Raw genomic sequence first — 23,638 nt, 5'->3', positions numbered from 1 at the left:
TTTGCACCTTTAAAAAAAATGTCTAGAAAAATAAAACTAATATGGGATTTCCGTGGCCCGGCTTCAGCAAAAACCGCTGAACATCACGAAATTCATTTAAAAGAATATATCGTTATAGAAAAGCTTCCGCTAAATATTACAGGTTTTTCTGTTTTAAACGAAATGCACGCCATTGCCTTTATGGTGGTTACCGATGAATACATGATTCCTGTTCGTGATGCTTTGAAACCGCATCGTGGGGAAGTTTATGAAGGATAAAATCCCAATCAATTGGGGAAAATTCCAAATAAAAAATTCCAAATTCCAACTATCGCTAGTAATTGGAATTTGGAATTTAAATATTGACTACTCCAAAATTGGAATTTGGAATTTTTTATTTGGAATTTCTAGCAGTTGGAATTTGGAATTTACAAAATTTGGAATTTTAATTCGCCACTTCACTAATAAACTTAATACGCATCAATCGTAATTCATCGATATCATAATCACCATCAAATTCCTTTAAAGCATCTTCGATTTTATCCGATTCTGATTCCATAAAATAATCGTGAATTTCTTCTTGCTGATCGTCGTCTAGCATATCATCAACCCAGTATTTGATGTTTAATTTAGTACCGGAATATACGATTTGCTCCATTTCTTTAATCAGAGCATCCATCGAAAGTCCTTTGGCAGAAGCAATATCGTTAAGCGATAATTTTCGATCAATGTTTTGGATGATATATAATTTATTGGCAGAATTGACTCCGGTAGATTTTACTACCAAATCGTCTGGACGAATAATATCATTATCCTCAACATAACGACTAATTAAGGTTACAAAATCACTACCATATTTTTTAGCTTTTCCTTCTCCAACACCGTGAATATTGTATAATTCGGTAAGAGTTATTGGATATTTAAGCGCCATATCTTCAAGCGAAGGATCCTGAAAAACTACAAATGGCGGAACACCTAGTTTTTTGGCTACTTTTTTACGAAGTTCTTTTAACATGCCCATCAAAACTTCATCTGCAGTTCCGGATGATTTTGCTGCTGTAACGATTGCATCGTCTTCGGATTCGTTGTACTCGTGATCTTCAGACATCATAAACGAAACCGGCTTTTTGATAAAATCCAATCCGGCTTTGGTGATTTTTACAATACCATACGTTTCAATATCTTTTGATAAATATCCCGAAACCAAAACCTGTCTCAGCAATGCCATCCAATATTTTTCGTCATGATCAGAACCCGACCCAAAAAAGGACTGTGTATCTGTTTTATGTGCTTTAATAACCGCATTTACGCGGCCAATTAAAGTAAACACAAGCTCTTTGGACTTATAAATATGTTTAGTATCACGAACAATTTCCAGCAATTTAACGACCTGGTCTTGTGCTTCAACTTTATTTTTGGGATTACGAACGTTATCGTCCATGTCTGCTCCTTCTCCGTCGTCTGGGAATTCTTCACCAAAATAATGCAGTAAAAACTTTCTGCGTGACATTGATGTTTCGGCGTAAGCCACCACTTCCTGTAATAAGGCAAAACCTATTTCCTGTTCGGCTACTGGTTTTCCAGACATGAATTTTTCAAGTTTTTCAACATCTTTATAGGAGTAATACGCCAGACAATGCCCTTCTCCTCCATCACGGCCTGCACGACCCGTTTCCTGATAATAACTTTCGAGTGATTTTGGAATATCGTGGTGAATTACAAATCGAACATCCGGTTTGTCAATTCCCATTCCGAAAGCGATAGTTGCTACCACCACATCTACATCTTCCATCAGAAACATATCCTGATGTTTGGCACGTGTTTTAGCATCTAAACCCGCGTGATACGGAACCGCGCTGATACCATTTACTTGTAAAACTTCGGCAATAGACTCGACTTTTTTACGGCTCAGGCAGTAAATAATTCCTGATTTGCCTTTATGTTGTTTGATAAATCGAATAATATCCGATTCGATGTTTTTAGTTTTAGTACGAACTTCGTAGTATAAGTTCGGTCTGTTGAATGATGCTTTAAAAGTATTGGCATCAGACATGTCCAGATTTTTTAGAATATCTTCCTGAACTTTTGGAGTTGCTGTAGCCGTAAGCCCTATAATAGGAACCTGACCCAGCTGTTTAATTATATTTTTCAGATTCCGGTACTCTGGTCTAAAATCGTGTCCCCATTCTGAAATACAATGCGCTTCATCTATCGCTACAAACGAAATGGGCACACTTTGCAAAAAGGCGACATATTCCTCTTTTGTCAATGACTCCGGCGCAACATACAAAAGCTTGGTTAAGCCAGACGTAATGTCTTTTTTTACCTGAGCGATTTCAGTTTTGGTAAGAGAGGAATTTAGGACGTGAGCAATCCCATTTTCAGAAGAAAGGCTTCGAATAGCATCAACCTGATTTTTCATCAAAGCAATCAAAGGCGAAACAACTATCGCTGTCCCATCCTGAATTAAAGCGGGTAATTGATAACAAAGAGACTTACCACCACCAGTAGGCATGATCACAAAAGTATTCTTTTTAGCTAAGATACTCGTGATGACCTGCTCCTGTAACCCTTTAAATTGGCTAAAGCCGAAATACTTCTTTAATTCCTTATGTATTTCAATTTCGTTTGAATTCATTCTTTATATAATGGTATTTTGTATAAATTTGCAACACATAAAGATACAACTTTCTTTTATACATACAAATTTTTAAATATTCTGTTTTGATTACAAAAGAAAATATATTGGCAATCGCCAAAAAAACAATACTCTCTGAGAGTGAAGCAATTACAAAACTAATTGACTTTCTTGACGAAAACTTCTACGAAGCAACCCAGCGCATTTTCGAAACCAAAGGCCGATTGATCGTCACGGGAATCGGTAAAAGTGCTATCATTGCTCAGAAAATGGTGGCCACATTCAATTCTACAGGAACTCCATCAATGTTTTTACACGCCTCAGAAGCCATTCATGGCGACTTAGGAATGATCCAAAAAGAGGACGTTATCATTTGCATTTCGAAAAGCGGCAATAGTCCTGAAATAAAAGTTTTAGTCCCGTTATTGAAACGTTTCGGCAACATTTTAATCGGAATGACCGGAAATATCACTTCCTTTTTAGCAAAAGGTTCAGATTATGTTTTGAATACCACTGTTGATACCGAAGCTTGTCCTATAAATTTAGCTCCAACCAACAGTACAACTGCGCAACTTGTTATGGGCGATGCTCTGGCGGTTTGTTTAATGGAAATGCGTGATTTTAAACCGGAAGATTTTGCCGTTTACCATCCTGGTGGTGCTTTGGGTAAAAAACTTTTGCTTCGCGTGAAAGACATGATCGAACATTCATTAAAACCAATGGTAACTCCTGAAACTTCTGTCAAAAAAGTAATTTTCGAAATTTCAGAAAAAAGACTCGGAGTGACAGCTGTTATCGAAAATGATAAAATCATAGGAATTATTACCGATGGAGACATCAGAAGAATGCTGAACGACAGAGATTCTATCGCTGATCTGAATGCAAAAGATATTATGACAAAAAACCCAAAAGTAGTTTCGTCCGAAACTATGGCCGTTGACGCACTTAACATAATGGAAGATTTCTCGATTACACAATTGATTGTTTCTGACGAAGGAAGTTACAAAGGAGTATTACATTTACACGATATTTTAAAAGAAGGAATTGTATAATGGCAAAGAAAAACCTGAACGAAATGTCGTTTTTAGACCATCTTGAAGAACTAAGATGGCTACTTGTTAGAAGTACAATTGCAATTTGCATCATGGCATTTGTTACTTATTTTATTAGTGACTATTTATTCGACACTATACTGTTAGGTCCAACAAGACCAACATTTTTTACCTACCAATGGTTTTGTGATTTATCACATCAGCTAGGAATTGCAGATAGTATTTGCATAACCGAATTGAATTTTATCATTCAAAACACTCAAATGGAAGGTCAGGTAAACATCTTTGTCTGGATGTGTATTCTGGCAGGATTTATTTTAAGTTTCCCTTATATTTTATGGGAAGTCTGGAAATTCATCAGTCCGGCTTTGTATGAAAAAGAAAGAAAAAATGCTAAAGTTTTCATTTTCACTTCGTCATTATTGTTTTTTCTGGGTGTTTTATTTGGGTATTATGTAGTAGTGCCGATGTCTGTAAATTTCGTAGCTACCTTTTCCGTTAGTGATGTGGTACTAAATCAGTTTACTTTAGAATCGTATATGGGAATGGTCAAGACCAGCGTTCTGGCCAGCGGATTGTTTTTCGAATTACCTATTATCATTTACTTCTTAACCAAATTAGGATTAGTAACGCCTGATTTTTTAAGGAAATACTGGAAATATGCTGTTATCATTATTTTAATCGTAGCCGCAATTGTTACGCCGCCTGACGTTGTAAGCCAGACCATTGTAGCGATACCTATGCTGCTGATTTACGAAGTGAGTATTCTAATTTCGAGAATTGTTTATAAAAATAAAAACAAAGAAAATGTCTGAATTAATTCAAGAATTTAACGACTATCGTTCTAAAATGAACGAAAAATTACTCGCTGACAACAACAAAATTGTAAAGCGAATTTTTAACCTTGACACCAATGCGTATGCTCCGGGTGCTCTTGATGTAAAAACAAAAGAACTTTTAGGACTCGTTGCATCGGCAGTTTTGCGTTGCGATGACTGCGTAAAATACCATTTGGAAACAAGTCATAAAGAAGGTGTTACCAAAGAAGAAATGATGGAAGCTATGGGAATTGCAACTCTTGTCGGAGGAACAATCGTAATTCCACATTTGCGTAGAGCTTATGAATTTTGGGAAGCTTTAGAAGAGAACGCTAATTAAAAAATGTGCCAATTAGATAATTAGATAATTTCTTTGAATATTCTAATTATCTGATTTGAATATCGTTTTAGATAATTTTGAATATGCAATTATTTGTTAATTCATTTATCTGATTGATTATTTTACATTTAATTTGTTCCCTCTAATAAAATTTAAAATTGAATTGAGCTAGTTTTTTAATTATCTCATTTTCAAATTATCTAATTATCTAATTGAAAAAATGAAGTTAAGAGCCGATAATTTAATCAAAACCTACAAAGGCCGCAGTGTTGTAAAAGGAATTTCTGTTGAAGTAAACCAAGGTGAAATCGTAGGTCTTTTGGGGCCAAATGGAGCCGGAAAAACAACTTCTTTTTATATGATTGTGGGATTGGTAAAACCAAATTCAGGCAATATTTATCTGGATGACCTGAACATTACCGATTACCCGATGTACAAACGCGCCCAACAGGGAATTGGCTATTTGGCACAGGAAGCTTCGGTTTTTAGAAAATTAAGTATTGAAGATAATATTCTGAGTGTATTACAATTAACCAAACTTTCTAAAGAAGAGCAAATCGCGAAAATGGAAAGTTTGATCGAAGAATTTAGCTTAGAACACATTCGTACCAATAGAGGTGATTTACTTTCGGGTGGAGAGCGTCGCCGTACCGAAATTGCCCGTGCATTGGCAACTGATCCAAAATTTATTTTATTGGATGAGCCTTTCGCAGGAGTTGACCCTGTTGCGGTTGAGGATATTCAGCGAATTGTAGCGCAATTAAAAAACAAAAATATCGGAATCCTGATTACCGACCACAACGTTCAGGAAACTTTAGCTATTACAGACAAAACGTATCTAATGTTTGAAGGTGGAATCCTAAAAGCTGGTGTTCCCGAAGAATTGGTAGAAGACGAAATGGTTCGTAGAGTTTATTTAGGGCAAAACTTTGAATTACGTAAAAAGAAATTAGAGTTTTAAAAAAGTTATATGTGAAAAGTAAGATGTGAAATGTGAATTACTTTTTAACATTTTTTTTTTAAAATTGCAATTTCATAAATATCACAAATGAATTTAGAAAAACCGACTCAAGAAGATTACGATAATTGGCACAAAGATTCTAATAATTGGTATTTAGGATGTTTTTACTACAACCCAAAAGATAAAAGGTTATTACCTCCAAAAAGAATCGCTTGGATGGGATGGACAGTTAATTTTGCCAATCCTTATTCTGTTTCAATTTTGATAGCGATACTATCTCTAATTCCAATTGCGCTTTTATCAAAATAAAATTAATCAACCGTTATAAACTGCAATTGCTCAAAATCGCCATTGTAAATATTTACATCGACACTGTGTTTTATTCCCGGTAAAGTAGCTTTTTCTGTAAATTGCCAAAAGAGCCAATCTTCTTCGATTTTTTCTCTGTAGAAATTGTAATTGGCAATCCAGAATAAGTATTCACTGAATTCCTCTTTCAAAAAATCATCATAATAACGCTCGCCCGTGTAGATAATTGGGCGGACTCCATAATGCGCTTCTACTTTATTCAGCCACCGTTTCAAACCTTTTTTCAGGCTATCCAAAGGCTGGTTTTTAGGCAATCTTTCGATATCCAGAACCGGAGGCAAATCGCCACTTTTTAGCTTTACTGTTTTGATAAAAAGGTTGGCCTGCTCGATAGAATTTTCGTTCGGACGATAATAATGATAGGCTCCACGCATAATTTTATGCTTTTTAGCACCTGACCAATTGTCCGCAAACTTTCTATCTACTCTGTCTTTTCCTGCTGTGGCACGTATGAAAACAAATTTTACAGGATATTTTTCTTCTAGAGTTTCAACCTCATCCCAATCAATTTTTCCCTGAAACTCCGAAACATCAATCCCGATTACTTTCCCTTTATGGTTTTCAATAACCTGAATATTTCGAACATCCGAAAGATGTTTTTCGACAGCATCTTCCGTTTTATCGGATTTGAAACCTAAATAATACGCTAATCCCTTTCGATAATGATAAACTGTACCCAAAAAAAGCATCACAAAACCCATTACCACAATGATGCGTAAAGTACGGCCAAACATCGATTTTTTGGGTTTTGCTTTTCTAGTGTAAGAGGTTTTTCTTTGAGCCATTTTCTTTTTATTCAGACAAAAAACTACTTTTTAGAAAACATATTGTTCGCAACAGATAATAAAACGTAGAAAATAATAATCAGAGGAATTGCCAAATATTGAAGTAGGAGTAAAAGAACTAAAGACGTCAATAAAAACCCTAGTTGCAGCGCATTTTCTTTTAAACTAAATTTTTTAATTTTTAAAGAAAATAACGGAATTTCGGCATTCAAAATATAAGCACTACAAAGTGTAATCACTAATAAAACCCATTTTTCTGTCAAAATTTCAAGTACTAACAATGACTCTCTGGAATAATTTTGTAAAACCAAAGGAAGGCTTAAAATAAAAAGTGCATTCGCCGGTGTTGGCAATCCGATGAACGAATCGGTTTGACGGGTATCAATATTGAATTTCGCCAATCGTAAACAAGATCCCAAAGTAATTATAAAACCTAAATAAGGAAAAAACTGAAAGTACCCTTCATACATAAAAATCGAGCTTTCCTGCATCATTTTGAACATTACAAAACCCGGAACTACACCACTTGTAACCATATCTGCCAAAGAATCCAATTGCAATCCCAATGGGCCAGCAACATTGAACAAACGGGCAAAAAAACCATCAAAAAAATCAAAAAATATACCTAAACAAACAAACAGAAATGCCATTTCAAATTGGTTCTTACTTACAAAAACAACGGCAATACAGCCGCAAAAAAGATTGATTAAGGTAATTACGTTTGGAATGTGTTTTTTAATATTCATGATTTATAGATTTGCTTAGTCTTAAGCAACAAATTTAGTATAATAAGTCAATCTTGTATGCGTTTTTAGAATAGAATTTTATTTGAATCTTTCGGTTTGGTAATATTTATCAAAAGGAAGAAATAAGCTGAGTAAAATATTATATTTTTGATAAAAATTAAACAGGCTCCGGTTTGCAAAAAAATATCCGTTGAAGAAACATTTTGTCTTTTTATTAATTTGTTGTTCCACTGCACTATACAGTCAGGCTGTTCGGAAATATTCGAATGAGTTTATGAATATTGGTGTAGATGCTGCAGCTTTAGGAATGTCGAGTACTGTTGTGGCTTCGACCAACGATGTTAATTCAGGATATTGGAATCCGGCTGGTTTAGTAAATCTCGAAGATCATCAGATTTCGTTGATGCATGCCAATTATTTTGCAAACATCGCGCAGTACGACTACATTGGATACGCTATTCCAATTGATGACCGAAGTGCCTGGGGGATTTCGATGATTCGTTTTGGAGTTGATGATATCATGGATACCACAGAATTGATCGACAATCAGGGTAATATTGATTATAACCGAATAAGTTTGTTCTCTACTGCTGATTATGGTTTTACATTTTCTTATGCCAGAAAACTGCCTGTAGAAGGTTTTCAATACGGTGTGAATGCCAAAATTATCAGACGAATTATTGGGAAATTTGCTAATTCCTGGGGTTTTGGTTTTGATTTTGGATTGCAATTCGAAAAAAACGACTGGAAATTCGGTTTGATGCTTCGCGACATTACCACGACTTATAACATCTGGAATATTGACGAAGAAGAATACAAGAAAATATCAGATGCCATTCCGGGAGAAAATCAGGAATTACCGGAAAGTACCGAAATTACTCTACCAAAAGCTCAATTAGGTGTTTCCAGAAAATTTGATTTTCATAATGATTACAGCCTGTTAGTCGCATCAAATTTGAATATGCGTTTTGAACAGACAAACGATATTATTTCATCAAAAATGGTAAGTATCGATCCGGCAGTTGGTTTCGAATTTGGTTATACTGATCTTGTGTTTGTAAGAGCCGGAGCAGGAAATTTTCAGAATGTAACACAATTAGACAATACCGAAAAACTAAATTTTCAACCCAATATTGGACTTGGATTCAAATATAAAGGCATTCAGGTTGATTATGCTTTAACCGATTTGGGTAACCAAAGTACGGCTTTGTACTCGAATATTTTTTCGCTGAAAGTAGATTTAGGTATCTTTAGATAAAAAAATAAAACCATTGAACTTCTTAAAATTTTAAATCATGAAAAAAGTCATATTACAAAAAACACTTTTTAGTTTTCTATTATTACTAAGTTTTAATATTGGTTTTAGCCAAAATTTAACCTTATCAAAAGACTCCAAAATTAGCGTAATTACCTGCGGATTGGGTAATGAATCTTATTCTTTTTTTGGTCATACTGCCATTCGTGTTTCAGATTCAATAAATAATATTGATGTAGTTTACAATTATGGGAATTTCGATTTTAGAACTCCGAATTTTGTGGCCAAGTTTGCCAAAGGAGATTTACAATATTTTGTAAGTGCACGCGCTTTCTCAGATTTTATTGAAGATTATAAATATGAGAAAAGAAGTGTTTTTGAGCAGGAATTACTTATCTCACAGGATTTAAAACAAAAATTATTCGACAATTTAAATGCAACCTTGTTTTCAGAAGATCGATTTTACACCTATAAATTTATTGATAAAAACTGTACTTCGATGGTGGTTGATGTCATCAATAAAACATTAAATGGAAATGTAATTGTAAAAAAAGGTGATACCGATATAACTTACAGAAGTATTTTATTCCCTTATTTTGATGGGCATTTTTATGAGAAATTAGGAACCAGCATCATTTTCGGAACTAAAGTAGATCAATTAGGAACCAAGATATTTTTGCCATTTGAGTTAAAAAACAGTTTAGAAAAAACCACTTTTCAAAAGCAGCCTCTGGTGGGCAAAACTAAAACTTATATAAGTTTCGAAAAAGAAAATCCTTCTTCCTGGTGGAATAACATTTACAGCTATATTGCTTTGTTGGTTTTTATTCTTTTAATGAAAAACAGAGCTGTTGACAAAATCTATCTTTTGATTTTATCTTTAATAGGAATCTTTTTTATTGTAATGGGATTTTATTCGCTTCACCACGAACTGGCGATGAATTATAATATGCTTTTGTTTAGTCCGCTTTTATTGGTTCTGATTGTTTTGTCTATTTTAAAAAATAAAAAATGGACGTATAGATTTGCAGTTTTACATTTGCTTTTCTTGGTTGTGTACTTCTTGTTTATGATTAATAAAGCACACTTTTTTATTGTCTTACCCTTGATTATCACCAGTGGAATCGTTTTGTTACGGGTAGCGCTTCGAAATAAAAAACCAATTCCGATTATTATTTAAGATTACTGTCCGCGATAAAACAAAACTGTCGTAATCGTTTTGAAAGTGATACTTAAATCGAGAAAAACACTGCGATGTTTGATATAATACAGATCATATTGCAGTTTTATCAAACTCTCATCAATTGATTCTCCATAGGAATAATTAACCTGAGCCCAGCCTGTAAGTCCTGGCTTAACGACATGCCTTGTTTCATAAAAAGGCATAATCTGAGCTATTTCATTAACAAAAAAAGGGCGTTCAGGTCTTGGACCAATTACCGCCATATCCCCTTTTAAAACATTAATAAACTGAGGCAATTCGTCGATTCTGGTTTTACGCATAAACTTTCCGAAAGGTGTAATTCTCTTATCGTTGGATGTTGCAAAAACAACCCCATCTGATTCTGAATTTTTAACCATGGTTCTGAATTTATAAATTTCAAAAACAGCTCCATTCTTACCTACGCGCTCCTGGCTGTAGAATAAACTTCCTTTATTGCCGATAAAATTTCCAATTACAATTAGTGGAATAAAAAATGCACAGAGAATTAATCCAAGTAACGAAAATACAAATTCAAAAAAGCGAACTACCAACAAATACAATTTATTGTTATTGCTTCGGCTGAATGGAAAAAACCGATAAAAATCTCTGGCAATATACTGAACCGGAATTCTTTGTGTTTTACTTTCATAAACTTGAGTGTACTCCCGAATAATATTCCCCGACTCTAATAAATGAAGCAATTGCTGGTATAAATCCGGTGTAATACCATCTGTTTTCTGAGAAGCAATTACAATTTCGGAGACGCTATGAGTTGCCACAAAAGCTTCCAAATTTTGTTTTTTAATTTCTTTAATATAATAGAAATCAGAATCTTTAGGAGATGAGGAATCAGAATTTACAAATCCAACAATTTTATAATGCGGATCTACATTTTCGAGTCCCAGAACTAATTCCTCAACCTGATCCTGGTCGCATATTAAAACTACATTTTGCAAAAATCTGGGTGATGCCAAAAAATATACATAAAAATAACGCCATGCCAAAAGCGCAAAAAATACCGTTAAATAAAATATTAAAATAGGCAATCTTTGTCTGGGAAGTTCCGGTGATAAAACCGGCGTAAGCAAATAAACGATTACTGTAGTTGTAGCCGTTAATAAAGTACTTTTTAGAATTTGAAACTGGTTACTTGCGACCTGCAAATTATACATTTCGAAAATGGCGCCAAAAACATTCAGATAAAAAACAAGTACAATTCCCCAGTAATAATTTGTAATCGAGAAATTAAAATAATGATAATCTAAAAGTTGCCCTATTAAATACAAGAAACTCAAAACAAAAAGTGCATCAAAAATTCTCAGCAAAACTTTTCGCTCAGATATTTCAAAATGCATTTTACTTACTGAAAACATCTTTTTATAATTTGGTTTTGAAGGATTTAATTTGAAACAAATGTATTGGAAAAAAAACTTTTTTTAGTCAAGTGCTACATTAACTTTCTTTTTAGTTTCTGAACTTTTGCTTTCAATAGATAACAATGCCAGTGCATATACAAAGGCGGGTGCAGCAATCCTCATGGCAGCATGATTGATTGTAAGCAGCCAAAAAACATAAAATGAAAATAAATACAAATGCTGACGGTTATTAAAAAACAACAGTAAAGGAGTAATTAATAAAATCAACAAATCAAAAATACCAAAAAGACCATGTTCTGATAACATACGTGTCATTTCGTTATGGGAAGCCACATTAACCCCAAAATTATCTTTTCTGACCTGTTTTCCCATTCCGGCTCCAATTCCTAAAACCGGGTTTTCAAAAAAAGTTTTAAGTTCAATATCCATAATAGCTTCTCTGCCCCCTAAACGATCTTTTTTCGTCCTTCCTGCCGCATCCTGATTGGCATATCTTTTTTCAATCAATCCAGAAGTCTGCATTGAAGTATAAGTCCAAATTGCCAGTCCCATTAAACCTGTAAGTAAAAAAACAACAAAAAATTTCCCCCTAATTTTAACACTCGAATAAAAATATAAAACAATCAGCAAAAGTATTATCATGCCTACACCTGTAATAACTCCTCCTCTGGAAAAAGTTACAATTGCCCTATAACTAACGAATAAAACAATTAAGCCGTTAATTATCATGAGTATTTTTGTTTTAGAATAAAGAATAAATTGTGTAAAAAAAACAAACATACCCAAACCTAAAATCGTTGAAACCTGATTAGGTCCAAATCCCCCGGAGGTTTCAAAATTTGATTGCGTTCCTGTTACTACATCCCGTACACTTGGATTATATAAAAATAAATAAATGGTCGTAGTAAGTATAGGAAATCCTATTGCCATCAATATATACTGTAATTCTAAAAATGTTATTTTCCGCTGAAAAGTATAGATTGCACATATTGCTAAACAAAGAGGACCTGAAAGATTAAAAACTAAAACTTTTTTAACATTTGTACTATAATCATCTGTTGCTGTAGTAATTAAAACACTTGGAATAAGTAAGAGTAAAAAAAGAAAAAAAACTATTGCTTTCGCAGAAAACCCGCTGTATGTCATTCCGATTAACATAAATACTATGACACAAAGTTTTATATATTCATTGTTTAAATTACCACCTGTCATCCGTAAAAAAACCTCAGCTCCAACTAAATACGCCGAAACTAAAATTACTTCATTATTTCTATTTTTGGTTCTGTAAACTAAAAAGCCACCCACAATTGGGATTAAAAAAGCATATAGTTTTGATAAAAATGGCAGTACAAAAACCGCTAATGCAATTCCTAAATGAATCGCAATAACGAAAATATATGAAACGGTTTTTTTATCCATTTTATTTAATATCAATTTTCAATTAAAGAGTTTTGTTAAACGAATTGAGCCAAAAAAAATACTCTTCAAGAATAGCGTGATCCGTAAATTGCAGTTCTACTTTTGTGTGTAATCGTACCGCAAGACTTTTTCTTAAAATTTCATCACCAATTAGTTTTTCAACTGCCAAAGTAAACCCATCTACATCATTTGATGCTACAATGATTCCTTCTTGTCCTGAAATGATTACATTTGAAATTTCGCCGACATTTGTTGCGACAACTGCCAGCCGATGTAAACCATATTCTAAAACGACTAAAGGTAAGCCTTCTGATTCAGATGTTAAAACAGCAATATCTGATTGATCCAATGCTGATGATACAGCTATAGATGTTCCATAAAAAAAAACATTTTTTTCTAATTTCAGCGTTTGAATATCCGATTTAATTTTGACAGAATATTCGTCATTGAAATCTTTTCCGAATAAATGAAAAGTCCAATCAGGGTAATTTGTTCGTAATTTATCTGCTACTTTTAAAAGCAGGTTGTGATTTTTTTGTTTACGTAAATTCGCAACACAAATAATTCTTTTCCCATCAATTCCGTTTAAAATTACTTTTGGCTTTGCCTGAATTGAATGTTCTATAAAATTAGGCAAGTAAATTGAATTTGGACATAAAAGATAATTTTGTGCCCAATTTTTGAGTGATTGATTTACTGCAATATTTCCATTAAAAAAAAGAGAGCTTAATTTTAGGCTTAAACTTTTTCTTGCTACTAAATTCTGAGAAATACCATAATGATCATGCCAAATAATTTTGACTTTTGGCAGCGTAAATTTAACTAAAACAGCAATAAAAAACGAAGAACTATGTGCTTGAATAACATCAACTTTATTTTCTTTTATGTATTTTCTTAATCGAATTATAGCTTTAAAATCGATTGTTTTTCTTTTTTTTAAAAACAAATACGAAACCTCACTTACTACCTGATCCAATAAAACCCCTTCATTTCGAGTTGCAATGAGTCCTGAAAAATTTATTTTTTTAGATAAAGCATTAGCATAATTAACAGCCATTCTTTCAGCTCCACCAGCTTCTAAACTATCAATGATTTGTAATATTCTCATTTTGTCAAAATCATTTTTATTTCAGATTCAAAAAAATCGGTCGTGTATTTTTGCGACCACTGCTGTGCCAATTTACTTTTTTCAAAAAAAACATTTTCATGTAGTATTAATTTCTCCACCTGAACTATATCTTTTTTCAAATCTATCGCTAATAAAACACCCCGCTTACCATAATCTAACATAAATGGAATACACGAAACACCTGTAACAATAGGAACACATCCCCAAAACATACCTTCGGCTATGGCTTTTGGCCAGCCTTCACTTTGTGAGGGTAAAATCACAAAATGACTTTCCTGATAATCTTTTTTTATTGTTTCCTTATCTTGATTTCCGAGTAAAAAAATGTGATTTCCTAACTGATTCTTATCAATATAATTTTCTAAAATATTTTTTTGATTTCCCTCTCCATAAATATTTAATATTACCTTTTTGTCATTTTTTATCAATTCTTCAATTAATTGAATAGCATACAAAGGATTTTTACCTGAAACCAAACTTCCAACAAATAGAAATCTTATTTTACTTTGAAAATTTTCTTTTTGAATTTCTTTTCTTTCAGAGTCAGAATAAGTTGCAGTAAAAAACGATTTTATATTTCTGGATTGATTTTCCCATTCTCCATAAACCAAAACTTGCATATTCCGGGTCAAAAAAGTGTTGCTCAAAATATACTTCTGCAACTTGTAAGTCCAGGGCTGCTTACTCTTTGGGTCCCAATTTCCAGCATATTTAGCACTCTTTATTTTTTTTGGAAAAAAAATTTGAACAAGGCAACCCATCAAACCAATATTTCCTGGACATCGCAAATGAATGTGATCAGCAGTTTCCATTGCTTTAAACAAAATAAAAAAATTGTAAATACTACAAAATATCGCTTTTACAAAATTTGGAAAAGAGGATATATTTGAATCTATTAACTTAAAATGTTTATCTATATCAAAAGGAATTTTAGAAATTAGAAGTTTTTTATCCTTATCCCATACCGGACAACAAAAAAAAATCTTCTTGCTAAATTTTTCTAAGAGAATTAATTCATTTACATAAGGACTGTAAGCGTAACAAGAATTATCCTTGTAAATTAATGGTGCAGTAGAAACAATTAATAATTTCATCAAATATATCCTTTAGATCCTTTTTCAGAAATCAATATCGCAGGCACTCCTAAAACGACAGAATTATCTAAAAAAGAGCTTTTTACCATCGAACATGCTCCTACCAGAACATTGTTCCCAATAGATATCTTGCCTGCAATAACAGCATTAGCACCAATATAAACATTATTTCCCAACACAGGTGTTCCTCTTTTGTCATCAATTCCAGAGATTCCAATCGTTACTCCTTGTGAAATATTACAATTATCTCCAATTTCTACATTTGAATTTATAATAATTCCTCCGAAGTGTCCAATATAAAATGAATGCCCAATTTTTACAGATGCTGCTATAGAAATACCTGTACAAATTTCAATAGTCTTTTTCCAAAGTAATAAAACAAACAAAATTATATGTCTTAAAATTGGCAATTTGATGTTTATATATACAAAATTAGCAATCCTGTATTGAAAAGTAGCCCAGAATCCCTGCGTAAAAAATAAAATTACAAAAAAATTACTACCGTATTTTTTATGCTTTTTATAATCCGACACTATAAGTTTGAATAATGACATATATCTTAATTATGATAAAATATTTTTTACTGAATTACCGTTGGCTTATTAAACAATAACCTCCACCAACCTGCTGTTCTTCCTAAAAACTCTTTAAAAACACCCGTTTTATTAGGCTCTGTAAGCACATTACTCAACCTTATCAATGCTAGCACAAAAGTAATCAGATGCCACTTTATGGCTGATTTTAAATTTGGCTTAGGGTTTTTAACACGCCAAACATACCAACCATTACGTACGACCATCTTTCCATATTTGTATTGATTTGGCCTGCCCCCTTGAGCATGGAAATGAGAAAGTTGAGCATTAGTATTGATGACATTTTTTCCGAAATTTAAAGCTCTTAAACTAAAATCGGCATCTTCATACAAGCCATAGCCTTCGAAAAATTTAGAAAATTGAATCTTTTCAAAAATATTTTTTCTAAATGCCATTGACATCCCAATTAGTAAATCTACCTCGTATGTTTTTCCGGTAATTGGAAATCCACAGGTTCTTCCATGAGAGAAATCAGGCATTCTTCCAGGCGCTACATCTGAAGCTAATCCCAAATAGTTTCTAACTACATTTCTCAAGCCTTCTTTATAAACATAGTTTTCAAACAAGTAATATTTTTTACTATTATATACTAATTTTGGATCTTGGGGCTTCCATTTATATTCATTAATAGCAACACCTCCCACACCAGAAACATCATAATTCGTTTTAAATGTTTTTATTATTTCAGAAAAATAATCTGGTTCTAAAATGGTGTCATCATCTAGAAAACTAACCACTTCACAATTTTTGTCTAGTTTAGAAATACCAAAATTACGCTGTTTGGTAAGCCCCCGATTTTCATCAGAAACTAAAAAATATTCTAAATTACTAAATTTACACTTCTTTAAAACATTTTCAGTCTCTCTATCCGAAGAACCGTCAATTATTAAAATTTGGTCAGGGTAAGCTGATTGTTTCTCAACAGATTTTAACAAATTTAATAGCGATTCAGGACGCATATAAGTGCAGACAATTAGGGAAAATTTCATTCGGTTTTTAATTTAAAAACGGAATGAATTTTCAAAAAATAAGCTTCTCTTTCCAAATATTCCTTCCATAATTTTTGGTTATTAATTTGCATTAATTCAAAATCTTCTGGGCTAATATTTTGGTGAAAATCAATAATTGTATCTACCATTTCTTGTTCTTTCGCAATAACGCAATGTTTTTTCCAGTTGATAGTATCGCTCAAGGGTAACCTGAAATCAGTATCGATTACAAATGGAATTCTTCCCATTGCTAAAGTTTCATAAAAACGAACCGAAAAATTTCCGGCTCCCCGCAAACAAAATGTATATGGATTTTTTTCTATATTTTCTAAAAACTCAATAGTCGTTTTATTCTTTTGTTGTAATGATTTGATTCCAGCCCGGTATTTATTCCTAAAAATAAAATTAGTTTTTAAATCTGGATTTTTTTTTAATATAGCTAAAAGCTGAAAACGTTTAATACTTGATGGATAAAAATTATAGTAGTCAGTCGCTGTCTTTTTAGTCCAACGCTTAAAATTGTAATTCAAATACATTGATATTTCTTTTATTTTTTTACTCAATGAATTACTTGCATGTCCTACAAAACCTATTTGAGGCTGCTCCAATTTTGCAATTGTGTGAAAGTTTTTTGATAGTTTCACATAAGGATCTCCAATAAAAGAAGGCATAATAAACGTTTGTTGATTCATTTTAGAATCAAAACCACTCATTCTAAAAGTATGTACGGAGCTCTCCAAACTCTTACCATAATCACCTCCTGAATACACCCAAACTTTTTTACCCAAAGCCAATGCCTTATTTATAAAATTGTCTAATTTTCCTTGATTTTTATTAGTGTAAAAATAACCTATATCAACCGGAACTATTGCAATATCACATTCCTCAACAGTTGAGAAAATTTGATATTTATTTAGTAAATTATCATTTGGCAAGTACCACAAATCAAACAACAAAGGAAAAACGATTCTTCTGTTCTCAGGCGTTAAATACGATGTATCTGTATATAATTTTAGCATTTAATTCAATAAATCTTTTTTTATGAAAATAGTATTAAATTTTTCAGGATTATAATTCTTCAACGGTATGATTTTTCTGTTTTGGACATCATAAGAAATTGGAACAAAATCAAATGATACTAAAAAACTAAATATCTCTTCATTTGTAATTCCAAATTTCAATGTAGAAAAGTTTAACTCTATTATTATGTATTTCAGGCTTTTACTTTTTAAAACATTCATAGCTCCTTGCAGCACAAAATACTCATAACCTTCAACATCGATTTTTAAAAAAGTTGGATTTTCTTTTACTAAAATATCATCTAATTTTTTCACTTCAACACTTACCACATCGGTTTCATAATCTAAAGCGACACTGTTCATAACATCCTTCGTTTTTGTAAAATTCAAAACCGAATTTTCAGCTCCAATGCCAATATTGAATATTTTTACCTTTTGAGATAGATTATTTAAATTTAAGTTTTTTTCTAATTTACTAAATGTTGTGGGAATTGGCTCAAAAGCAATAACATTAGCTTTACATACACTCGCGGCCAATAATGAATAATGCCCAACATTTGCTCCAATATCCACAAACAAGTCCTGTGGTTTTAAGTGGTGTATCAAAAACATTGAATCTTCATAATCGAAAAGTTTAAAATAAATATTAGCAACAATACCTGCATCTCCTTTTTGGGCATAAAACTTTAGTCCATCTATCCAATTATACACTCTGGGTTTTTCGTTTATATATTGAACAAGGTTAAATTTAACATATCTGAACAAAGCCCCTAATGGATTTTGTTTTGTAAGTGGATGCTTTTTAAAATTTAAAAATCTCTTGTGAATTTTTTTTAAAATATATTTGATTTTCATTCTTTCTTTTCCTTTAGTTTTTTAGCCCAATGTACACTACGAGACCATTTTTGCTTAAAACTTTTGTAAAAGAAAAAATAATTTCCAATTGATTCGTGTTTTAGCAGTTTTAGAAACAGAACTAATTTATAACTTTTTAATTGTTCTTGTGTATAATGTTTTTGAAGCATATACAAAATAGTAGGTGATGGTTTAGGCTGAATTTCATCAGATTCCCATTGTTTACTAATTTTAATTCTAAAACCTCCCATAGGAGCTTTTAGGTGTTTGATTTTCAAATCGGGGAAATAAATTATGTCATGTCCTTGATTACGCAATTGTAATCCAAAATCAGTATCTTCTCCATACCCAAATTCAAGCGCCTTATCAAAAGAAACATTTTGAAGAGTTGCTTTTTTTATAAAGCTATTTCCTGATCCAAATATACCAGATTGGTGAATGGTTTGGTAATATTGAAATTCATTAGGTTGCAGATAAGATGTTATAATTACTTCTGCACCATACTGAGTTGCTCTTTTAAATACATTTTCAATTAAGTTTTCATCAAATCTATTGTCATCATCATTCAGGAACACCCATTCGCTTTCTACTTCAGCCAAAGCTAAATTCCTCGCATTACATGCCCCCGCCTGATGCGTAAAAATGTGTTTAATCAAAAACGGCCAATTTTCAGTTATTAGGTAATCTAATTCCGAAACACTTCCATTAATTGGGTTTTGCTCAACAATGATAACCTTTTCAGGCAAATGTGTTTGTTGTGCCAAATCCTGCAAAACATCATACAAATATTGTTTACGACCAATGGTGGGAATAATTACATCTATAGTTTTTTTCTCTATTGTCTTTAGAGTCGATTTTACGGCTATAGCATCCAGATTTACGATTATTGTTTTCCTTGTTTTAAAAAATAAGGAATAGAAGAAAGGTGCAAATAAAATTCGTTTTTCAAAAAGAAAAATATTTAATAACAATAAAATGAGCCAACGTTTTTTATAATGCTGTCTGACGAAACGAAATAACACATAATTATTGTTTTGTGCAGACTCTAATTCCGGAAGACAGTTTACTAATAATTGTGGTTCTGAATAGCAAAGAAGTCCAGCAAGCATTCCTGACTTAGCGACAGAATTTAAAAAATAATCAAAATTCGCATCTTTTTTTATTTTGCTGCCAATTAACTTTAAAACCGATGCATTAATTCCCCCTACCAGACTACTCGCTAACCAAGTAGGGTATTTAACTATTTGATTTACTTTAATAAAGGGAGACTCTTCGACATAACCGATAGCATCTGATAAAAATGAATTTTTATGCACATTATAAGAAGCCATTATTTTATCATGGTGAAAAATTGCTGCCATTTTTGAAAGATTTAAATTTGATTTTAAATCTAAATGACACCAAATAATAAGTTCATTAGGATATAATATTGAAATTTCGAATAAGTTCTCAGTTATACTCTTTCCAGAAAAAGGAATACTTTTTCCATTAAAATCAACTAGAGTAGCTTTATTATATTTATGATAAAGAACTATCATATTGCTTTTTTATGTGGATTGATTATTTTTTCAAAAAAAGCAATATTGTCATTAACTAAATTATTTATATCAAATTTCGATTCCACTCTCGCTCTCGCATCCTTGCCAACTTGTTTAGATAATGAATTATTTTTTAAAAAAGCAACAATCTTTTCAGCATATAAATCATGATTAGTAGGATGTACTAAAAAACCGCTTTGACCATCAATTATTAACTCCTGTGACCACCCAATGTTACTATTAACAACACCTTTTTGCATGGCCATAGATTCTATCGTAACCATACCTAATGTCTCAGCAAAAGTTGGAAAAACACAAACATTTGCATTTTTGATATAATTCTGAACTTCTGTGTATGGAATTTTACCTAAATATTTAACATTTTCCAGATCTTCTTTTTGAAATAGATTTTGCATTAATTGCCAGGTCGATCCAATACCTGTTTTTATATCAGGAGCATCGCTGCCTATTAAAATCAATTTTGCTTCCGGATATTCTTTTCTAATTTTATTGAAAATATACGGTAATTCGAGAACCCCTTTTTTCCTAATTATAGTTCCCATGTATAATATTACTCCTTTATCGAAAACATCGGGCGTATTGTTTGTGAAATTTTCAAGTTCTAATCCGTAATGAATGGTCTGAATTTCTTTATTCTTTATTTTAAAAAGATTTTTTGAAACATTTCCTGCAAAAGCTGTTGGCGCGATAAAAGCTTTAGCTTTATTAATAGCCAGCTTTTCGAACCAATAATTTTTAAATTTTTGGGAGCGATTTTCTAAATGACAGAAATAAGTATCACTTCCGTGAAAACGAATAACCAAAGGAATTTTAAAATTCATAAAAGCAGTAATTCCTGTCCAGTCCGGTGCTTCAATAAGAGAAATTTTTTCTTTTTGAATAATCGAATTACAATAATACTGAATATGTTTTCGATGAAAAAACCAACCAAAAAACCTGTACTTTTTATTTTTAATTAAATGAATTGTGATTCCGTTTTCAACAATTATTTCCTGGAATTTTTGCCCATAAACAAACACCGAAACATTCATTCCTTTTCTTACCAATGCATCTGTAAGGTTTTTGATACTTGTTCCAATTCCTGCTGCATGCGAAATTTTTTCATGTGGAAACTCGGGGGTTAAAAAAGCTATATGCATCATTTATGAAAAAAATCCTTTAAAATTTTAACAGTAAATATCTTCGCTCCAGCATCTGTCATATGTCCGCAAGACGAAAAATATTGATTTTCGATTACGACATTTTCATAATTATGGATTTCAGGATATGCTTTTTTTACTTTATCAAAATAATTCATTCCTACTACATTTTCGCACATAGGTGTCATTACTGCAATAAAATTGATGTTGTTAGTTTTGCAGATTGCTTTGATTTCTTCGTAATATTTATTGTGAGTCAAAGGATTAAGATTCACAATATTATTTTTCATATTGCCGTTTTTATGCTTTACCAATGGATAATATCCTAAATTATCCAATGAATTAGTCGTTTCCTCTTTCACAATTTTATACGTTTCTCTAAAACCAATTTTTCCGTCAAACTTTACGTAACGATAAAAAGGAATGTAATAAAGTTCATTAAAATCTTTTTCAGACTCGAAATGTTTTTTTATAATCTCAGAATTATGAATATAAGGTAAAAATTTAGCCGAAACCCCTTCTGACTGGTGGTCATTTGAAAGGTTAAGATCAGCCTCAAGAATGACATTTTTAATAGTATATTTTCGTTCAATCATTAATTTTAAAAGCAATGATGCTTCAAATAAATGTCCGCCACTCATTCCATAATTGAACGTTTTTAGTCCCTTTGCTTCAAACATTTTTGCATCAAAGTGATTATTAGCCCTTGAAGATCCTAAAATTACAACATCATAATTTCTGGATTTTGAATTAAAAACATCCTCAATCTTACCTCTGTTTTTAGACTGTAGAAAAAAATAAGTATACAATCCGTCAAGAACAATCGCAATTAAAATCGTAATGAATAAAACCTTTGCTGTATAAATTAGAAATTGTTTCATTAGAATTGAAAATAAATAAATTCTTTGTAATCAGAATACGTTCCGAAAGCAATAATCGTGGCTATTGCCAAAGCCATTTTAAACATGCTTCTTTTTCCTGAAAGCGGTTCTTCTTTGGTACGGTTATTCCATTCGACCAAAACAAATACACCAATCATTAACAGTATTTCGTAACTGTATCTTTCGTTTGCCAGATACTGAAAACTAAAATCTTTGCTGGTAAAAATTCGTTTTAGATACAAAACCGCATCGGTAATGGTTCGGGCTCTAAAAAATACCCAGGCTATACAAGTCAATAAAAAAGTATAGAAAATACTCATAACCACTTTTGCTGAATCGAAATTGAATTTTAGCTGAATAGCATCCATATTATTACGATTGCTATTTCTTAATAATAACGGCAAAAAGTACACAGCATTGATGAATCCCCAAACAATGTAGGTCCAATTGGCTCCATGCCAAAATCCGCTTACTACAAAAATGATAAAGGTATTTCTGATTTTCATCCAGATTCCTCCTTTGCTTCCGCCTAACGGAATGTATAAATAATCGCGAAACCAGGACGAAAGCGAAATGTGCCAACGGCGCCAAAACTCGGCAATATCTCTTGAAAAATAAGGATAATTGAAGTTTCGTAATAAATCCAATCCGAACAATTTTGAAACCCCTAAGGCAATATCTGAATATCCTGAAAAATCGCCATAAATCTGAAACGCAAAATATACAGCACCTAAAATTAATGAAAATGAATTCATCGATGTATAATTGTCAAAAATAGCATTAGCATAGGTTGCGCAGGTATCTGCAATAACTACTTTTTTGACCAATCCCCAGATGATTTGATAAATTCCTTCTTTGGCTTTTTCTAAATCAAATTCTCTTTTGACCTTAATTTCCGGCAATAAATGTGTGGCTCTTTCGATTGGTCCTGCCACCAAAAGCGGAAAATAACTTACGAACAAAGAGTAATCTACAAAATTGTATTCGGCTTTGATACGCTTGTAATAAATATCAATTACGTACGATAAACCGTGAAAAGTATAAAATGAAATTCCGACAGGAAGAATAACTTCTAATAAAATCGGGCTGGCTTTTATCCCTACAGAATTTAATAATTCTGAGAAAGAAGAAGCAAAAAAGTTATAATATTTAAAGACTCCTAAAAATCCTAAATTGACAATAATGCTTAACCAAAACCAGAATTTTCGACTCTTGTCTGATTTTCCTTTTTCGATTTGAATTCCGGTATAATAATCCAGGAATGTGGAGAAAACCAACAAAAAAAGAAACCTCCAGTCCCAACAGGAATAGAAGTAATAACTGGCAACAATTAATAAAGCGTTTTGAGTGCTTTTGGTTTTATTAAAAACAAACCAGTACAGAAAAAAAACGACTGGAAGAAAAATAGCAAATGCTACAGAATTAAAAAACATATTAT

Annotated in this window: 23 protein-coding genes; 8 read left to right on the top strand and 15 right to left on the bottom strand. The window is 32.2% G+C overall.

Going from position 1 to position 23,638, the window contains the following annotated elements; translation table 11 throughout:
• Positions 1–18 precede the first annotated feature (18 nt).
• The gene (locus tag GON26_RS09205) at positions 19–258 is read left to right on the top strand and encodes a hypothetical protein (RefSeq protein WP_160374516.1); all 240 of its coding nucleotides are present in this window, start codon (positions 19–21) and stop codon (positions 256–258) included.
• Between the two features lie 166 nt (positions 259–424).
• Here the strand turns inward: GON26_RS09205 and recQ are convergent, their stop codons facing one another.
• Entirely contained in the window at positions 425–2,617 is a 2,193-nt protein-coding gene (gene recQ, locus GON26_RS09200) for a DNA helicase RecQ (RefSeq protein WP_160374515.1), read from the bottom strand.
• Positions 2,618–2,703: 86 nt separating this feature from the next.
• Between recQ and GON26_RS09195 the strand changes: the two genes are divergently transcribed.
• The 5 genes from GON26_RS09195 to GON26_RS09175 all read left to right on the top strand — a co-directional run bounded on the left by GON26_RS09195 (position 2,704) and on the right by GON26_RS09175 (position 6,097).
• Positions 2,704–3,669: a KpsF/GutQ family sugar-phosphate isomerase gene (locus tag GON26_RS09195; protein WP_160374514.1), complete on the top strand. Its 966-nt coding sequence runs from the start codon at positions 2,704–2,706 to the stop codon at positions 3,667–3,669.
• A complete protein-coding gene (gene tatC, locus GON26_RS09190; protein ID WP_160374513.1) occupies positions 3,669–4,484 on the top strand; it encodes a twin-arginine translocase subunit TatC in 816 nt (271 codons plus the stop codon). Before GON26_RS09195 ends, tatC begins: the two co-directional genes overlap by 1 nt.
• Positions 4,477–4,827, top strand: coding sequence for a carboxymuconolactone decarboxylase family protein (locus GON26_RS09185; protein ID WP_160374512.1), 351 nt, complete (start codon positions 4,477–4,479; stop codon positions 4,825–4,827). The genes tatC and GON26_RS09185 overlap by 8 nt, the downstream gene beginning before the upstream one ends.
• A 220-nt stretch (positions 4,828–5,047) precedes the next feature.
• Positions 5,048–5,788 carry an LPS export ABC transporter ATP-binding protein gene (gene lptB / locus GON26_RS09180; RefSeq protein ID WP_053470913.1) on the top strand — a complete coding sequence of 247 codons (741 nt, stop codon included), beginning with the start codon at positions 5,048–5,050 and terminating at the stop codon, positions 5,786–5,788.
• 87 nt (positions 5,789–5,875) lie between these two features.
• Positions 5,876–6,097 carry a DUF5808 domain-containing protein gene (locus GON26_RS09175; protein ID WP_160374511.1) on the top strand — a complete coding sequence of 74 codons (222 nt, stop codon included), beginning with the start codon at positions 5,876–5,878 and terminating at the stop codon, positions 6,095–6,097.
• Between the two features lie 2 nt (positions 6,098–6,099).
• Here GON26_RS09175 and GON26_RS09170 read toward each other — a convergent pair whose 3' ends face one another.
• Both GON26_RS09170 and GON26_RS09165 read right to left on the bottom strand, forming a co-directional pair.
• Positions 6,100–6,942, bottom strand: coding sequence for a glycoside hydrolase family 25 protein (locus tag GON26_RS09170; RefSeq protein ID WP_160374510.1), 843 nt, complete (start codon positions 6,940–6,942; stop codon positions 6,100–6,102).
• Positions 6,943–6,965: 23 nt separating this feature from the next.
• Positions 6,966–7,688: a CDP-alcohol phosphatidyltransferase family protein gene (locus GON26_RS09165; protein ID WP_160374509.1), complete on the bottom strand. Its 723-nt coding sequence runs from the start codon at positions 7,686–7,688 to the stop codon at positions 6,966–6,968.
• A 190-nt stretch (positions 7,689–7,878) separates the two neighbouring features.
• Here GON26_RS09165 and GON26_RS09160 point away from each other — a divergent pair, with 190 nt between their 5' ends.
• Positions 7,879–8,946, top strand: coding sequence for a putative type IX sorting system protein PorV2 (locus GON26_RS09160; protein ID WP_449404278.1), 1,068 nt, complete (start codon positions 7,879–7,881; stop codon positions 8,944–8,946).
• 37 nt (positions 8,947–8,983) lie between these two features.
• Positions 8,984–10,123, top strand: a complete 1,140-nt coding sequence (locus GON26_RS09155) for a lipoprotein N-acyltransferase Lnb domain-containing protein (protein ID WP_160374508.1) — start codon at positions 8,984–8,986, stop codon at positions 10,121–10,123.
• 2 nt (positions 10,124–10,125) lie between these two features.
• Here GON26_RS09155 and GON26_RS09150 read toward each other — a convergent pair whose 3' ends face one another.
• The 12 genes from GON26_RS09150 to GON26_RS09095 all read right to left on the bottom strand — a co-directional run bounded on the left by GON26_RS09150 (position 10,126) and on the right by GON26_RS09095 (position 23,633).
• Positions 10,126–11,520, bottom strand: a complete 1,395-nt coding sequence (locus GON26_RS09150) for a sugar transferase (RefSeq protein WP_160374507.1) — start codon at positions 11,518–11,520, stop codon at positions 10,126–10,128.
• A 63-nt stretch (positions 11,521–11,583) separates the two neighbouring features.
• The gene (locus tag GON26_RS09145; RefSeq protein ID WP_160374506.1) at positions 11,584–12,942 is read right to left on the bottom strand and encodes an O-antigen ligase family protein; all 1,359 of its coding nucleotides are present in this window, start codon (positions 12,940–12,942) and stop codon (positions 11,584–11,586) included.
• Positions 12,943–12,964: 22 nt separating this feature from the next.
• Positions 12,965–14,050 (bottom strand): glycosyltransferase, encoded by a 1,086-nt coding sequence (locus GON26_RS09140; protein WP_160374505.1) that lies wholly within the window; start codon positions 14,048–14,050, stop codon positions 12,965–12,967.
• On the bottom strand, positions 14,047–15,165 hold the full coding sequence (locus GON26_RS09135) for a glycosyltransferase family 4 protein (RefSeq protein ID WP_160374504.1): 1,119 nt from the start codon (positions 15,163–15,165) through the stop codon (positions 14,047–14,049). Before GON26_RS09135 ends, GON26_RS09140 begins: the two co-directional genes overlap by 4 nt.
• The gene (locus GON26_RS09130) at positions 15,165–15,719 is read right to left on the bottom strand and encodes a serine O-acetyltransferase (protein WP_160374503.1); all 555 of its coding nucleotides are present in this window, start codon (positions 15,717–15,719) and stop codon (positions 15,165–15,167) included. The genes GON26_RS09135 and GON26_RS09130 overlap by 1 nt, the downstream gene beginning before the upstream one ends.
• 26 nt (positions 15,720–15,745) lie before the next feature.
• The gene (locus GON26_RS09125) at positions 15,746–16,747 is read right to left on the bottom strand and encodes a glycosyltransferase family 2 protein (RefSeq protein ID WP_160374502.1); all 1,002 of its coding nucleotides are present in this window, start codon (positions 16,745–16,747) and stop codon (positions 15,746–15,748) included.
• Complete coding sequence (locus tag GON26_RS09120) at positions 16,744–17,682, bottom strand: exostosin domain-containing protein (protein ID WP_160374501.1); 939 nt, start codon at positions 17,680–17,682, stop codon at positions 16,744–16,746. Before GON26_RS09120 ends, GON26_RS09125 begins: the two co-directional genes overlap by 4 nt.
• 84 nt (positions 17,683–17,766) lie before the next feature.
• Positions 17,767–18,621 (bottom strand): FkbM family methyltransferase, encoded by an 855-nt coding sequence (locus GON26_RS09115; RefSeq protein WP_160374500.1) that lies wholly within the window; start codon positions 18,619–18,621, stop codon positions 17,767–17,769.
• Positions 18,618–19,982 carry a glycosyltransferase family 2 protein gene (locus tag GON26_RS09110; protein WP_230407912.1) on the bottom strand — a complete coding sequence of 455 codons (1,365 nt, stop codon included), beginning with the start codon at positions 19,980–19,982 and terminating at the stop codon, positions 18,618–18,620. The genes GON26_RS09115 and GON26_RS09110 overlap by 4 nt, the downstream gene beginning before the upstream one ends.
• 173 nt (positions 19,983–20,155) lie before the next feature.
• Complete coding sequence (locus GON26_RS09105; RefSeq protein ID WP_317164696.1) at positions 20,156–21,322, bottom strand: glycosyltransferase family 4 protein; 1,167 nt, start codon at positions 21,320–21,322, stop codon at positions 20,156–20,158.
• A complete protein-coding gene (locus tag GON26_RS09100) occupies positions 21,319–22,200 on the bottom strand; it encodes a hypothetical protein (RefSeq protein WP_160374498.1) in 882 nt (293 codons plus the stop codon). Before GON26_RS09100 ends, GON26_RS09105 begins: the two co-directional genes overlap by 4 nt.
• Positions 22,200–23,633 carry an MBOAT family O-acyltransferase gene (locus tag GON26_RS09095; protein WP_160374497.1) on the bottom strand — a complete coding sequence of 478 codons (1,434 nt, stop codon included), beginning with the start codon at positions 23,631–23,633 and terminating at the stop codon, positions 22,200–22,202. Before GON26_RS09095 ends, GON26_RS09100 begins: the two co-directional genes overlap by 1 nt.
• Positions 23,634–23,638 lie beyond the last annotated feature (5 nt).

It is taken from the genome of Flavobacterium hydrocarbonoxydans (assembly GCF_009789235.1).
In the GTDB taxonomy this organism is placed as follows: Bacteria; Bacteroidota; Bacteroidia; order Flavobacteriales; family Flavobacteriaceae; genus Flavobacterium; species Flavobacterium hydrocarbonoxydans.
This window is presented reverse-complemented; position numbering and strand designations above follow the sequence as displayed.